Below are 13,939 nucleotides of genomic sequence, written 5' to 3'. Positions count from 1 at the left end.
GTGATTACTTCCGTTCTTGTGGCGAACCGGGGCGAGATCGCCTGCCGGATCGCCCGCACCTGCCGTGAGCTGGGAATCCGGACGGTGGCCGTGCACTCGGACGCCGACGCGGGCGCGTTGCACGCGCGCGTGGCGGACGAGGCCGTACGCCTTGTGGGGGCGGCGCCCGCCGACACGTACCTGCGCGGCGACCTGATCGTGAAGGCCGCGCTCGCGGCCGGCGCGGACGCCGTGCACCCCGGCTACGGGTTCCTCTCCGAGAACGCCGGCTTCGCGCGCGCCGTACGCGACGCCGGCCTGGTGTGGATCGGACCGCCCCCGGACGCCATCGAGGCGATGGCGTCCAAGACGCGCGCCAAGGAACTCATGGGCGTCGCGCCCCTGCGCGAGGTCACCGAGGCCGACCTCCCGGTCCTGGTGAAGGCGGCGGCGGGCGGTGGCGGACGTGGGATGCGCGTCGTACGGAGCCTCGCCGACCTGGACGCCGAACTGGCCGCCGCGCGCGCGGAGGCCGCGAGCGCCTTCGGTGACGGCGAGGTGTTCGTCGAGCCGTACGTGGAGGAGGGACGGCATGTGGAGGTGCAGGTCCTCGCCGACACGCACGGCACGGTGTGGGCGCTCGGCACCCGGGACTGCTCCCTGCAGCGCCGCCACCAGAAGGTGATCGAGGAGGCGCCGGCACCCGGCCTGACCGGCGAACTCGCCGCGGAACTCCACGCCCTCGCCGTACGCGCCGCCCGCGCGGTGGGCTACACCGGCGCCGGGACCGTCGAGTTCCTCGTCGCCGGGGGCCGGGCGCACTTCCTGGAGATGAACACCCGGCTCCAGGTGGAACACCCGGTCACGGAGGCCGTGTTCGGCCTCGACCTCGTCGCCGAACAGATCCGCGTCGCCGAGGGACACGCCCTCGGGGACGACCCGCCCCCCGCGCGCGGTCACGCCGTGGAGGCCCGTCTGTACGCCGAGGACCCCGCCCACGACTGGGCGCCGCAGACCGGCCGTCTGCACCGCCTCGCCGTCCCCGGCGCGGTCCGCCTGGACACCGGCTTCACCGACGGCGACGACATCGGCGTCCACTACGACCCGATGATCGCCAAGGTCGTCGCCCACGCACCCACCCGCGCGGAGGCCGTCCGCAAGCTGGCCGCCGCCCTGGAGCGGGCGGCGATCCACGGCCCCGTCACCAACCGGGACCTGCTGGTGCGTTCCCTGCGGCACCCGGAGTTCACCGACGGCCGCATGGACACCGGCTTCTACGACCGTCACCTGTCCGGGCTGACCGCACCGGCCCCCGACCCGTACGCCGCGCTCGCCGCCGCGCTCGCCGACGCCCATGGCCGGTCCCGGTTCGGCGGCTGGCGCAATCTGCCCTCGCAGCCACAGGTCAAGCGGTACGCCGTGGCGGGCGAGGAGTGCGAGGTCCGTTACCGGCACACGCGGGACGGGTTCGTGGTGGACGGGGCGCGGGTGGTGCGTGCCGACGCCGGTCTCGTCGTCCTCGAAGTCGACGGCGTCCGACGCCGCTTCGAGGTCAGCCGCTACGGCGACCGGGTGTGGGTCGACGGCACCGCCCTCACCGCCCTGCCGCGCTTCCCCGACCCCACCGCCCGGCCCGTCCCGGGCTCCCTGCCGGCCCCGATGCCGGGCACCGTCGTCCGGGTCGCGGAAGGACTGGCCGTCGGCGCCTTCGTACAAGCAGGGGAGCCCCTGCTCTGGCTGGAGGCGATGAAGATGCAGCACAGGATCACAGCTCCGGTCACGGGCACGCTGAGCGCCCTGCACGCACAACCGGGACAGCAAGTGGAGGTCGGCGCCCTTCTGGCCGTCGTGGAGGCGGACGCCCCCCAGGGTCCGCCCGATACGCCGATCCGCCGCGTGGGCGCGACCGGTCACACACCCGCAGCCGAAGGAGACGCATGACCGCCCTCATCGAATCCGAAGAGCACAGGGCCCTCCGGGAAGCCGTCGCCGCCCTCGGCAACCGCTACGGCCGCGCCTACATCACCCGCACCGTCGCCGAAGGCAACCACCCCGCCGAACTCTGGTCGGAGGCCGCCAAGCTCGGCTACCTCGGCGTCAACCTCCCCGAGGAGTACGGAGGCGGAGGCGGCGGCATCGCGGAACTCTCCCTCGTCCTCGAGGAGCTCGGTGCCGCCGGCTGTCCGCTCCTGCTGCTGGTCGTCTCGCCCGCCATCTGCGGCACCGTCATCGCCCGCTTCGGCACCGGGGAACAGAAGCGGGAGTGGCTGCCGGGCCTCGCCGACGGCACCCGCACCATGGCCTTCGGCATCACCGAACCCGACGCCGGTTCCAACTCCCACCGCATCACGACCACCGCGCGGCGCGACCCCGGCACCGGTGACTGGCTGCTCACCGGCCGCAAGGTGTTCGTCTCCTGCGTCGACGTCGCCGACGCCACCCTCGTCGTCGGCCGCACCGAAACCGTGTCCGCCGAAGAGGGCCGCACCGGTCGGCTCAAGCCCTGCCTGTTCATCGTCCCGCGCGACGCCGAGGGCTTCGAGCGGCGGCAGATCGACATGGAACTCGGCGCCGTCGAGAAGCAGTTCGAGCTGGTCCTCGACGACGTGCGGCTGCCCGCCGACGCCCTGGTGGGCGATGAGGACGCGGGCCTGCTCCAGTTGTTCGCCGGGCTCAACCCCGAGCGGATCATGACGGCCGCCTTCGCGATCGGCATGGGCCGTTACGCGCTCTCCCGCGCCGTCGAGTACGCGCGCGAGCGCACCGTGTGGAACACCCCCATCGGTGCCCACCAGGCCATCGCCCACCCCCTCGCCCAGGCGCACATCGACCTCGAACTCGCCCGCCTGATGATGCAGAAGGCCGCCCTTCTCCACGACACCGGCGACGACGCGGGCGCGGGTGAGGCCGCCAACATGGCCAAGTACGCCGCCGCCGAGGCCTGCGTGAAGGCCGTCGACCAGGCCGTGCACACCCTCGGCGGGAACGGCCTCACGCGCGAGTTCGGCCTCGCCTCGTTGGTAACCGCCGCGCGCGTGTCCCGTATCGCTCCGGTGAGCCGGGAGATGATTCTCAACTACGTCTCCCACCAGACCCTGGGCCTGCCCAAGTCGTACTAGGCCGTCTTGGAGGAACCATGTTCCGCAGCGAGTACGCAGATGTCCCACCTGTCGAACTCCCCATCCACGACGCCGTGTTCGCGCGCGCCGCCGAGTTCGGGGACGCCCCGGCACTCATCGACGGCATCGACGGCACCACCCTCACGTACGAGCAGGCGGACCGGTTCCACCGACGTGTGGCCGCCGCCCTCGCCGAGGCGGGCGTGCGCAAGGGCGACGTGCTCGCCCTGCACAGCCCCAACACGGTCGCCTTCCCCCTCGCCTTCTACGCGGCCACCCGCGCGGGTGCCTCGGTCACCACCGTCCACCCGCTCGCCACCGCCGAGGAGTTCGGCAGGCAACTGGCGGACTCCTCGGCCCGCTGGATCATCACCGTCTCCCCGCTGCTGCGGACCGCGCGCAGGGCGGCCGAACTCGCGGGCGGCGTCGAGGAGATCCTCGTCTGCGACAGCGCGCCCGGCCACCGCTCCCTGATCGACATGCTGGCCTCCACCGCCCCCGAGCCGCAGGTCGACATCGACCCCGCCGAGGACGTCGCCGTCCTGCCGTACTCCTCCGGCACCACCGGCACCCCCAAGGGCGTGATGCTCACGCACCGCCAGATCGCCACCAACCTCGCCCAGCTCGAACCGCTGATCACCGCCGGCCCCGGCGACCGCGTCCTCGCCGTGCTGCCGTTCTTCCACATCTACGGTCTGACGGCCCTGATGAACGCCCCCCTGCGCCAGGGCGCCACCGTCGTCGTCCTGCCGCGCTTCGACCTGGAGACGTTCCTGGCGGCCATCCAGAACCACCGCATCACCGCCCTGTACGTGGCCCCGCCCATCGTCCTGGCCCTCGCCAAGCACCCCCTGGTCGCCGAGTACGACCTCAGCTCCCTGAAGCACGTCATCAGCGCCGCCGCACCCCTGGACGCGAGCCTCGCCGCCGCCTGCTCGCAGCGGCTCGGCCTGCCGCCCGTCGGCCAGGCGTACGGCATGACGGAACTGTCGCCGGGCACCCACGTCGTCCCCCTGGACGCCATGGACGACGCGCCCCCCGGCACCGTCGGCAAGCTCGTCGCCGGCACCGAGATGCGCATCGTCGCCCTCGACGGCCCGGCGGGGGACCTCGGCCCCGGCGAGTCCGGCGAGATCCTCATCCGCGGCCCCCAGATCATGAAGGGCTACCTCGGACGGCCCGACGCCACCGCCGCGATGATCGACGAGGACGGCTGGCTGCACACCGGCGACGTCGGGCACACCAACGAGGACGGCTGGCTGTTCGTCGTCGACCGGGTCAAGGAACTCATCAAGTACAAGGGCTTCCAGGTCGCCCCCGCCGAACTCGAGGCACTGCTCCTGACCCACCCCGGCATCGCCGACGCCGCCGTCGTCGGCGTGTACGACGACGACGGCAACGAGGTCCCGCACGCCCACGTCGTCCGCGGGCCGTCCGCCCCCGGGCTCTCCCGGAGCGAGGTCATGAGGTACGTCGCCGAACACGTCGCCCCGTACAAGCGGGTCCGCCGCGTCACGTTCGTCGACGCCGTCCCCCGCGCGGCCTCCGGGAAGATCCTGCGCCGCGAACTGAGGACGCGGTCCGGGGAGCCCTCGTGACCCTGATCGGCCGCACGCGCGCGCGGGGCGTCGAGACCCTCAGCCTCGACGCCCCCGAGCGCCGCAACGCCCTGTCCGCCGCCCTCGTCGCCGAACTGGCCGACGCGCTCACCGACGCCGGCGAGGACGGCGACGTCCGCGCGGTCGTGCTCACGCACACCGGGAACACCTTCAGCGCGGGCGCGGACCTGCGTGAACCGCCGACCCCGCAGGCGCTGACCGGGCTGCTGCGGCAGCTCGTCGAACTCCCGAAACCGGTCGTCGCGCGGGTCACCGGGCACACCCGCGCGGGCGGCCTCGGCCTGCTCGGCGCCTGCGACATCGCCGCTGCCTCGGACACGGCCACGTTCGCCTTCACCGAGGTCCGCATCGGGGTCGCCCCGGCCGTCGTCTCCCTGCCGCTGCTGCCCCGCACCGACCCGCGCGCGCTGGCCCGCTACTACCTCACCGGGGAGCGCCTCGACGCCGCGGAAGCCGTCCGCACCGGCCTGCTCACCGCGTCGGGCGAGGACGTCGACGAGGTCCTCGCCCCGGTCCTCGACGGCCTGCGCCGGGCCGCACCCGAGGCCCTGGCCGAGACGAAGCGGCTGCTCACGGCTAGGGTGCTGGAGACCTTCGACCGGGACGCCGCCGACCTGACCGCGCTCTCGGCCCGCCTCTTCGCCTCCGCCACCGCACGGGAGGGGATGACGGCCTTCCTCGAACGACGGGACCCGCAATGGGCGGTGTGAGCACGACCGACCGCAGCGACCGCGGTGACCGCGGTGACCGCGCCGAGCGCGTCCCCAAGCAGGACCGCAGCCGGGTCACCCGGCAGCGGCTCCTGGAAGCCGCCGTGGCCTGCCTCGCCGAACGCGGCTGGGCGGGCTCCACGGTCCTCGTCGTCGCCGAACGCGCGGGCGTCTCACGGGGAGCGGCCCAGCACCACTTCCCGACCCGCGAGGACCTCTTCACGGCCGCCGTCGAATACGTCGCCGAGGAACGCTCCACCGCCCTGCGCGCCCTCTTCCCCGACGGCACGACCGCCGGTGACCGCCGCGCGGTGGTCACCGCGCTGGTCGACCTCTACACCGGGCCCCTGTTCCGCGCCGCCCTCCACCTGTGGGTCGCCGCCTCCAACGAGGAGCAGCTGCGGCCCCGCGTGACCGAGCTGGAGTCCCGCATCGGGCGCGAGAGCCACCGCGTCGCCGTGGACCTCCTCGCCGCCGACGAGACCCGCCCCGGCGTCCGCGAGAGTGTCCAGGGCCTCCTCGACATGGCCCGCGGCCTGGGCCTCGCCACCCTCCTCACCGACGACGCGGCCCGGCGCGAGCGGGTGGTACGCCAGTGGGCGGCGCTGCTGGACGAGGTGCTCGGCTGACGGGGGGAGAGGGGTGCGGGCGCCGCCCGCCGAGGCCGCCGGGACGGCGGCGAGGATCCGGGCGGCGGGGGTGCTCCGAAGGGCCCGGCACCCGCCCTGACGCGTCCGGCAGCCGGCCCTTCGGGACGTTCCGCACGCGAGCGGGCGTCCCGCAGGCCGCCCCGTCCGGTGCAGGTCCCGGCGCGGCACCGATGACCTGCCCGCCCGTTCACGGGCTCAGCCGCTCCACCCTCCATCCCCCGTCCGGCCGGGCCGTGTAGCGCAGGCGGTCGTGGAGGCGGTTCTCGCGGCCCTGCCAGAACTCGACCGTCTGCGGGGCCACCCGGAAGCCGCCCCAGTGCGGCGGGACCGGCACCTGCTCGCCCTCCGGGTACCGGGCCGCCAGCTCCGCGTACGTCGCGTCCAGGTCCGTACGGCCGGCCAGTACCGACGACTGGCCGCTCGCCCACGCGCCCAGCTGCGAGCCGTGCGGGCGGGTGCGGAAGTAGGCGGCCGTCTCGTCCCGGCCGGTGCGCCGCGCGACGCCGGTGACGATGACCTGCCGGGCCATCGGATGCCATGGGAACAGCAGCGAGACGTACGGGTTGACGGTCAGCTCGCGCCCCTTGCGGGAGTCGTAGTTCGTGTAGAACACGAACCCCCGCTCGTCGAAGTGCTTCAGCAACACCGTGCGGGAGCTGGGCCGGCCCTGCGCGTCCGCCGTGGACACGACCATCGCGTTCGGCTCGAACAGGCCGCCGTCCGTCGCCGCCTGCTTGAACCAGCGTGCGAACTGCTCGACGGGGGCGGCGGCCAGGTCGGTCTCGGAAAGTCCCTCGGCCCGGTACTGCTTGCGCATCGAGGCGGGGTCGAAGGGAACGGGGTCTCGGGCGGTCACATGGTCATCCTGCCGTATGGGCGGATCCCGTGGGCGGTGAGCCCGCAGGTCCGTGCGGCACGTCCCGTGGGACGGGCACGCGTGGAGGGCCGCCCGGAATTCAGTGGCACTGAGTGCCGCAAGCACTCCCCAAAACTGGCACTCAGGGATATCGTTGCTGGGCAACTGCTCCGGTTGGGTGGCCGCCGGCCGGGCATCACAGGGGTGACGTCCCGGACCGCGAGTCCTTGCGATGACGACCGTGGAGCCACCGGACGCGCACCCACCTCGACAGACCGACCGGTCACCGACCGGTCGACTCACCGACCGGCCGGCGCGTGGTCGTCCCACCCACACCGCCATCCGCCGCCCCCACCACGAGGAGCCGCCTGATGTCCGACTTCGTACCCGGGCTCGAAGGAGTCGTCGCGTTCGAAACGGAGATCGCCGAACCGGACAAGGAGGGCGGCGCACTCCGGTACCGGGGCGTCGACATCGAGAACCTGGTCGGGCACGTCTCCTTCGGGAACGTCTGGGGCCTTCTCGTCGACGGCGCCTTCAACCCCGGTCTGCCGCCGGCCGAGCCCTTCCCGATCCCCGTCCACTCCGGTGACGTCCGCGTCGACGTCCAGTCCGCGCTCGCCATGCTGGCACCGGTCTGGGGCCTGAAACCGCTCCTCGACATCGATGCCGGGCAGGCCCGCGACGACCTCGCGCGGGCCGCCGTCATGGCCCTCTCCTACGTCGCCCAGTCCGCGCGCGGCCAGGGCCTGCCCATGGTCCCGCAGAGCGAGATAGACAGGGCGCGGTCCGTCGTCGAACGCTTCATGATCCGCTGGCGCGGCGAACCCGACCCCAAGCACGTCGCCGCCGTCGACGCGTACTGGACCTCCGCCGCCGAGCACGGCATGAACGCCTCCACCTTCACGGCCCGCGTCATCGCCTCCACCGGTGCGGACGTGGCCGCGGCCCTCTCGGGCGCCGTCGGCGCCATGTCGGGTCCCCTGCACGGCGGCGCGCCCTCGCGCGTCCTCGGCATGATCGAGGAGATCGAACGCACCGGAGACGCCGAGGCGTATGTGAAGGGGGCGCTCGACCGGGGCGAACGCCTCATGGGCTTCGGCCACCGCGTCTACCGCGCCGAGGACCCCCGCGCCCGCGTGCTGCGCCGCACCGCCCGCGATCTCGGTGCCCCGCGCTTCGAGGTCGCCGAGGCGCTGGAGAAGGCCGCCCTGGCCGAGCTCCACGCCCGCCGTCCCGACCGCGTCCTGGCCACCAACGTCGAGTTCTGGGCCGCCATCGTCCTGGACTTCGCGGAGGTGCCGGCCCACATGTTCACCTCGATGTTCACCTGTGCCCGTACGGCGGGCTGGTCGGCCCACATCCTCGAGCAGAAGCGCACCGGCCGCCTGGTCCGCCCCTCCGCCCACTACACGGGCCCCGGCAGCCGCGACCCGCACGAGATCGAGGGCTACGCGGACATGGCCGACCGGGCCTGAGGCCGGGCTCCCGAAAGCGCACGGAAACGCAGACGACCCGCGAGCCTGGTCCTCCAGAGGAGGGGCCGGCCGGACGTACCGGCGACTCGCGGGTCGGGCGACTGCGTTGGATTGGGCCGGTCGCGTGCATCACGCACACGCTGGTCCGGCGCCGAACCGAGTACGGCGACGGGCTACTGGCCCGCAGCCACCTCTTCCGTCCGGTATGCGTACATCTGCCGAACCACCTCCTTTCCGGAATGCCACCACCTTAGGAAACGCCCCGCCGTCCGATCAACCGCTTTTTCGAGATATTGACCGTTGGACGTGTCGCCGCTGGTCACCCACCGTGCGGCGGACGGGAGACACGGGGCGGCGGGCGATCACGAGCGGGCCGGTGTCCGAGGAGCGGACCGGCCGCGCGCGGGCCGTGGTGGACGGGGACCGGGTGTACGTGTCCGGGACCACCGGGTTCGACCACGCGGCGATGACGATCTTCGACGACGTGGTCGAGCAGGCCGGGCAGTGCCCGCGGAACATCGCGGCGGCCCCGGACGAGGCGGGGCGCGCCTTCGCCGACGTGGCGCGGGCGCGGTACCCGCTGCCCGCGCGGGAGGACTTCGAGCCGTGCCGGCCGGTGCTGAGGCGCTGCCCCGGCGAGGCCCGGCCCGCGGCCACCGTGCAGGTGTGCGGGCCCGCCGGCCCGCGGATGAGGATCGAGACCGAGGTGGACACCCGGCCGGGGAGCGGCGGCTGAACGGCCGCTGGGCGAAAACGGGTGCGAAATGCCGGGGGCGTACAACGATTCCCTCAATGTTGCGGGAACCCGGTGTGCGCTGAGTCACGTTCAAGTTGAATGATGGCAAGTGGGCGGACCGACGTGCCGTACGTAGGACGCAGCTGCAGGGGGTGTCCAGGTGAGTGCTTCCCGGCGTAGTGGGACCACCGACGAACTGGGGCCCGACGGGCCCGGGCGGGAGAGTCCGGACGGTTCCGATCTGCTGGCCGCGTTGCTGGACGGCATGGACGCGGCCCTGTGCGCCTTCGACGCGGACGCGGTGGTGACGCACTGGAACCGTGAGGCCGAGCGCATCCTCGGGTGGACCGCGGCCGAGGCCGTGGGCCGGCGGGGTTTCGCCGGATGGGCGGTGCGCGGCGCGGACGCCGCGGAGGTCGAGGCCCGGCTGATGTCGGCCATGGAGACCGTGGGCCGGCAGGTGCACGAGTTCGCGCTGCTGACCAAGGGCGGCGGCCGGGTGCTGGTACGGACCCAGTCCGCGGCCGTACGAGGGCCCGACGGGGAGCCGGCGGGTGTGTACTGCGCGTTCAGCGAGGTGCACACGCAGATCGACCTGGAACGGTCGATCGCGCTGAGCGAGGCGCTGCTGGAGGACGCGAGCTGGGGCGTCGTCCTCGTCGACGCCGATCTGCGGCCCGCCGTGGTGAACGCGCACGCGGCGAAGGCGCTCGGCACCGGGCGCGCCTCCGTGCTGGGGCGGCCGCTCGGGGAGCTGCTGTCGCAGGGCGTGGAGGAGCTGGAGAGCGCGCTCACCCATGTGCTGGCGGAGGGTGCTCCGCCCGCGCCCGCCGAGATCTGGGTGAGTGTGCGGGAGCCGAAGGGCGAGCGGCGGCGGTGCTGGCGGTGCGGCTTCGTGCGGCTGGCGTCGCCGCTGGCGGAGGAGCCGGTGCCGCTCGGTGTGGGCTGGCTGTTCCAGGACGTGACCGAGGCCCGGCAGAGCGAGCAGGAGGCGTCGCTGGTGCGGTTCCGGGCGCAGCAGCTGCACCGGGCGGCGCGGGCGGCGGCCGAGTGCGAGGACCCGGCGGAGGCCGTCACCGTCCATCTGGACTTCGCGCTCGCCGGGTTCGCCGACCACGCGCTGATCGACCGTGTGGCGGGCCGGACGGCCGACGCGGCGGCAGGGACGGAGGGCGAGGCGGGGGGCGCGGGCCGGGTCCGGCTGGTGCGGATCGCGGCCACACCGTCCGGGGCGCCGGGACCGAGCCGGCTCGCCGGGCGGGCGGGGCTGCCGGTGCGGTACGGCCCGGGCCATCCCGCCCTGCGGTGTGTCGAGCGGGCGGGTTCCGTACGGGCCGACGCGGGGGCGGTGACGGCGCCGGAGGCGCGGGCGTGGGCGGTGTCCCGGCAGTGGCCCGCGGACGTGGCGCACGCCCTGTGCACGGTGCTGCGCAGCCGCGGACGGACGCTCGGTGCCGTGACGTTTCTGCGCGGCCCGGGACGCAACGCCTTCGAACGCCCCGACGCGATGTACGCGGAGGACGTGGCCCTCCGCATCGCCACGGCCCTGGACCTGGCGGGAGTGACCGGGCAGCGTGAGTGACGGCGGGCCCGGTGCCGGGATTCGGTGCCGGGACTCAGCGCCGGTAGAAGATCCGGTCGGCGTACTGCTCCAGGACGCGGCCGTTCCAGTCGTGGCCGCCGTCGACGTTGCCGGAGCGCAGGAGGGGCGGCTCGATACCGCGGTCGGCCAGGGTGGCGGCCGCTGTGGCCATGACCGCCTGGAGGAGGGCCGCGGTGACGACGGTGGAGGCGGGGGCGAAGGGGGCGGGGACGTTGTCCAGGGTCAGCTCCGCGTCGCCGACCGCGATCTTGGAGTCCAGGACGAGATCGCAGTGGTCCTTGAGGTAGGTCCCCGACGCGTGCCGGGACGTCGTCTTCGCCGCGTACGCCACCGAGGTCACGCCGATGACCTTCAGGCCCAGGGCACGGGCGTTCATGGCCATCTCCACGGGCAGCGCGTTGCGCCCGGACAGGGAGACGATCACCAGCGCGTCGCCCGCGCGGGCCGGGGACGAGTCGAGCACGGCGCCCGCGAGTCCGTCGACGCGTTCGAGGGCCGAGCCGAGGGTGGCCGGCATCACGTCGACGCCGACGACGCCCGGGACGGCGAGCAGGTTCATCAGGGCCAGTCCGCCCGCGCGGTAGACGACGTCCTGCGCGGCGAGCGAGGAGTGGCCGGCGCCGAAGGCGAAGAGGCGTCCGCCGCCCGAGACCGTGTCGGCGAGCAGGGTGCCCGCGGCCGCGACGGATTCGGCCTCCTCGTCGCGGACCCGGTGCAGCAGGTCGATCGCGGCGTCGAGGAACCGGCCGGCCGGCGTACGGTCGCTCATGCGGCATCCCTTCGGGGTGGACTGCTGCCGATCACCGTGCGGTCCGGACCGGCGCCGTGTCAATATGACGGCCCGAGGAGCCGGGAAGCCCTTCGTGGCGGCCCCGCACCACCCTGTACCACCCCGCGCATACCCTTCGTTTCCACGGTGCGCCCCGGTTGTCGGCGCCATGCGTCAGAATTGGGTTCAGGGCCAGCGCATGCGCCGGTGAGCCGTCCAGCCTCCGGCAGAGCCAATCGCAGATCTCATCGAGGGGCACGTATGTCCGGACTGATCGACACCACGGAGATGTATCTCCGCACCATCCTCGAGCTGGAGGAGGAAGGCGTGGTCCCCATGCGCGCCCGGATCGCGGAGCGGCTCGACCAGAGCGGGCCGACGGTCAGCCAGACGGTGGCGCGGATGGAGCGCGACGGCCTGGTGTCCGTCGCGGCCGACCGCCACCTGGAGTTCACCGACGAGGGCCGCCGGCTCGCCACCCGCGTGATGCGCAAGCACCGCCTCGCCGAGTGTCTGCTCGTCGACGTGATCGGCCTGGAGTGGGAGCAGGTGCACGCCGAGGCCTGCCGCTGGGAGCACGTGATGAGCGAGGCCGTCGAGCGCCGCGTGCTGGAGCTGCTGCGGCACCCCACCGAGTCGCCCTACGGCAACCCGATCCCGGGCCTGGAGGAGCTGGGCGAGAAGGACGGCGCCCACCCGTTCCTGGGCGAGGGCATGGTGTCCCTGGCCGAACTCGACCCCGGCCCCGAGGGCAAGACGGTCGTGGTGCGCCGGATCGGCGAGCCGATCCAGACGGACGCGCAGCTGATGTACACGCTGCGCCGGGCGGGCGTCCAGCCCGGTTCGGTGGTCAGCGTGACGGAGTCGGCGGGCGGTGTGCTGGTGGGCAGCAGCGGTGAGGCGGCCGAACTGGAGAAGGACATCGCCTCGCACGTGTTCGTCGCCAAGCCGTAGCCGTAGCCGTAGCCGTAATCGTGTCCGTGTCCGGTCAACTCGACCGGCGTGGAGGGAAGTTGCGGCGCCGGTGCTATCGCGCCGAATCCGGGACCGAGTGCGCCGAAGCGCAGCGCTCGCCCGGTTCGCGTGCGAGGCTGTCGCGTGAGGCATATGGCCTGAGGGGCTCTTGGCCGGGCCGGCAGCGCTGCCATCCGGCCGGGGAGGGGCGGGAGGATGTGCCGTGACCACGTGAGGAGCCCCGGCGCCGCACGGCGCCGGGGCCTGTCCTCCCCTGTGCTGACCCGGAGCCCCGAGCTCCCAGGGTCATTCCCTGCGGACCGGTTTCCCCGAGTGGTCCGCCTCCCGTTGGAAATCTCCCCCCGGCCGCGGCGATCAATCCTCGAACAGGGTCACTCGAACGAGGGGTGTTGGCGGCTGGAACCGCATTCTCGAAAGCGCATTCGATAATCTGTGGGGCGGCAACAGCAGGCAGGGCAAGCAGCACGGCAGGCAGCGAGCTGGGGGTGCCAAGACGATGGCGCGACGCATCGACGTGACGGGGGCGGACGGCGTACGTCTCGCCGCCTGGGAGTTCGGCGACCCGCCCAAGACCGGCAGCGACCCGACGGAGCGCCCGGACGTGCTGTTGCTCCACGGGCTCATGGGACGCGCCTCGCACTGGGCGTCCACCGCCCGCTGGCTCTCCGCGCGGTACCGGGCGGTCGCCCTCGACCAGCGCGGCCACGGCCGCAGCGACAAGCCCGCGCAGGCATCGTTCACCCGGGACGCCTACGTCGACGACACCGAGGCCGCCCTCGAGCAGCTGGGCCTCGGCCCGGCCGTCCTCATCGGCCACGCCATGGGCGCGCTCACCGCCTGGCAGCTGGCCGCCAAACGACCCGACCTGGTGCGCGGGGTGATCATCTGTGACATGCGGGCCTCCGCGCTCGGGGCCGCCTCGCAGCGCGAGTGGGCGCAGTGGTTCAAGGCCTGGCCCGTCCCGTTCGCCACGCTCGCCGACGTCCGCAAGTGGTTCGGCGAGGACGACCCGTGGGTGGAGCGTCCGAACCCGGCCCGCGGCGAGTTCTACGCCGAGGTGATGGCCGAGTCCCCGGACGGCTGGCGGCCGGTCTTCGACACCGGCCAGATGCTCCGCTCCCGCGAGACCTGGGTGTACGACGCGCACTGGGAGGAGCTGGCCCAGGTGCGGTGCCCGGCCTTGGTGGTCCGCGGCCTCGACGGCGAACTGGGCCGCGCGGAGGCCCAGGAGATGGTCCGCGTCCTGCCCCGCGGCCGGTACGCGGAAGTGGCCGACGCCGGCCACCTCGTCCACTACGACCAGCCCGACGCCTGGCGCACGGCCATCGAACCGTTCCTGGACACCCTCCAGGACACCTGAGCCCCGAGCGGTCCCGGTCCCTCGCCGGGTCCGTCCGCCGGCCGTGCCGCGTCACAGGCCCCGTTCCCGCCCCGCCCGGAGGGCG

Annotated in this window: 12 protein-coding genes; 10 read left to right on the top strand and 2 right to left on the bottom strand. The window is 73.5% G+C overall.

Annotation, left to right across the window (positions count from 1 at the left end; all coding sequences use genetic code 11):
• The 5 genes from ACWZEH_RS14905 to ACWZEH_RS14885 are packed head-to-tail and all read left to right on the top strand — an operon-like array spanning position 1 to position 6,056.
• Positions 1 to 1,920: an acetyl/propionyl/methylcrotonyl-CoA carboxylase subunit alpha gene (locus tag ACWZEH_RS14905; RefSeq protein WP_456198823.1), complete on the top strand. Its 1,920-nt coding sequence runs from the start codon at positions 1 to 3 to the stop codon at positions 1,918 to 1,920.
• Positions 1,917 to 3,098 (top strand): acyl-CoA dehydrogenase family protein, encoded by a 1,182-nt coding sequence (locus ACWZEH_RS14900; protein ID WP_456198822.1) that lies wholly within the window; start codon positions 1,917 to 1,919, stop codon positions 3,096 to 3,098. The genes ACWZEH_RS14905 and ACWZEH_RS14900 overlap by 4 nt, the downstream gene beginning before the upstream one ends.
• Positions 3,099 to 3,115: 17 nt before the next feature.
• Positions 3,116 to 4,696: a 4-coumarate--CoA ligase family protein gene (locus ACWZEH_RS14895; protein WP_456198820.1), complete on the top strand. Its 1,581-nt coding sequence runs from the start codon at positions 3,116 to 3,118 to the stop codon at positions 4,694 to 4,696.
• The gene (locus ACWZEH_RS14890; protein ID WP_456198818.1) at positions 4,693 to 5,427 is read left to right on the top strand and encodes an enoyl-CoA hydratase family protein; all 735 of its coding nucleotides are present in this window, start codon (positions 4,693 to 4,695) and stop codon (positions 5,425 to 5,427) included. Before ACWZEH_RS14895 ends, ACWZEH_RS14890 begins: the two co-directional genes overlap by 4 nt.
• On the top strand, positions 5,415 to 6,056 hold the full coding sequence (locus ACWZEH_RS14885) for a TetR/AcrR family transcriptional regulator (protein ID WP_456198816.1): 642 nt from the start codon (positions 5,415 to 5,417) through the stop codon (positions 6,054 to 6,056). Before ACWZEH_RS14890 ends, ACWZEH_RS14885 begins: the two co-directional genes overlap by 13 nt.
• A 208-nt stretch (positions 6,057 to 6,264) precedes the next feature.
• Here ACWZEH_RS14885 and pdxH read toward each other — a convergent pair whose 3' ends face one another.
• Complete coding sequence (gene pdxH, locus ACWZEH_RS14880) at positions 6,265 to 6,933, bottom strand: pyridoxamine 5'-phosphate oxidase (protein WP_456198815.1); 669 nt, start codon at positions 6,931 to 6,933, stop codon at positions 6,265 to 6,267.
• A 371-nt stretch (positions 6,934 to 7,304) separates the two neighbouring features.
• On the opposite strand from pdxH, the gene ACWZEH_RS14875 reads away from it, so the two are divergent.
• The 3 genes from ACWZEH_RS14875 to ACWZEH_RS14865 all read left to right on the top strand — a co-directional run bounded on the left by ACWZEH_RS14875 (position 7,305) and on the right by ACWZEH_RS14865 (position 10,729).
• Entirely contained in the window at positions 7,305 to 8,411 is a 1,107-nt protein-coding gene (locus ACWZEH_RS14875) for a citrate synthase 2 (protein ID WP_456198814.1), read from the top strand.
• A 376-nt stretch (positions 8,412 to 8,787) separates the two neighbouring features.
• Positions 8,788 to 9,147, top strand: a complete 360-nt coding sequence (locus tag ACWZEH_RS14870) for a Rid family hydrolase (RefSeq protein WP_456198812.1) — start codon at positions 8,788 to 8,790, stop codon at positions 9,145 to 9,147.
• 160 nt (positions 9,148 to 9,307) lie between these two features.
• Positions 9,308 to 10,729: a PAS domain-containing protein gene (locus ACWZEH_RS14865; protein ID WP_456198810.1), complete on the top strand. Its 1,422-nt coding sequence runs from the start codon at positions 9,308 to 9,310 to the stop codon at positions 10,727 to 10,729.
• 34 nt (positions 10,730 to 10,763) lie between these two features.
• On the opposite strand, the gene ACWZEH_RS14860 is transcribed toward ACWZEH_RS14865, so the two are convergent.
• Positions 10,764 to 11,519: an SIS domain-containing protein gene (locus tag ACWZEH_RS14860; protein ID WP_456198808.1), complete on the bottom strand. Its 756-nt coding sequence runs from the start codon at positions 11,517 to 11,519 to the stop codon at positions 10,764 to 10,766.
• Between the two features lie 261 nt (positions 11,520 to 11,780).
• On the opposite strand from ACWZEH_RS14860, the gene ACWZEH_RS14855 reads away from it, so the two are divergent.
• Together ACWZEH_RS14855 and ACWZEH_RS14850 are read left to right on the top strand one after the other, a co-directional pair.
• Complete coding sequence (locus ACWZEH_RS14855; protein ID WP_456198806.1) at positions 11,781 to 12,473, top strand: iron-dependent transcriptional repressor DtxR; 693 nt, start codon at positions 11,781 to 11,783, stop codon at positions 12,471 to 12,473.
• Positions 12,474 to 12,990: 517 nt separating this feature from the next.
• The gene (locus ACWZEH_RS14850; protein WP_456198805.1) at positions 12,991 to 13,854 is read left to right on the top strand and encodes an alpha/beta fold hydrolase; all 864 of its coding nucleotides are present in this window, start codon (positions 12,991 to 12,993) and stop codon (positions 13,852 to 13,854) included.
• Positions 13,855 to 13,939 lie beyond the last annotated feature (85 nt).

The organism is Streptomyces yamdrokensis (assembly GCF_053890455.1).
This window is presented reverse-complemented; position numbering and strand designations above follow the sequence as displayed.

Coding starts and splice junctions, on each gene's coding strand:
- ACWZEH_RS14860 (WP_456198808.1), bottom strand. CDS start 11,519: ATGAGCGACCGTACGCCGGCCGGCCGGTTCCTCGACGCCGCGATCGAC.
- ACWZEH_RS14900 (WP_456198822.1), top strand. CDS start 1,917: ATGACCGCCCTCATCGAATCCGAAGAGCACAGGGCCCTCCGGGAAGCC.
- ACWZEH_RS14850 (WP_456198805.1), top strand. CDS start 12,991: ATGGCGCGACGCATCGACGTGACGGGGGCGGACGGCGTACGTCTCGCC.
- ACWZEH_RS14885 (WP_456198816.1), top strand. CDS start 5,415: ATGGGCGGTGTGAGCACGACCGACCGCAGCGACCGCGGTGACCGCGGT.
- ACWZEH_RS14895 (WP_456198820.1), top strand. CDS start 3,116: ATGTTCCGCAGCGAGTACGCAGATGTCCCACCTGTCGAACTCCCCATC.
- ACWZEH_RS14855 (WP_456198806.1), top strand. CDS start 11,781: ATGTCCGGACTGATCGACACCACGGAGATGTATCTCCGCACCATCCTC.
- ACWZEH_RS14875 (WP_456198814.1), top strand. CDS start 7,305: ATGTCCGACTTCGTACCCGGGCTCGAAGGAGTCGTCGCGTTCGAAACG.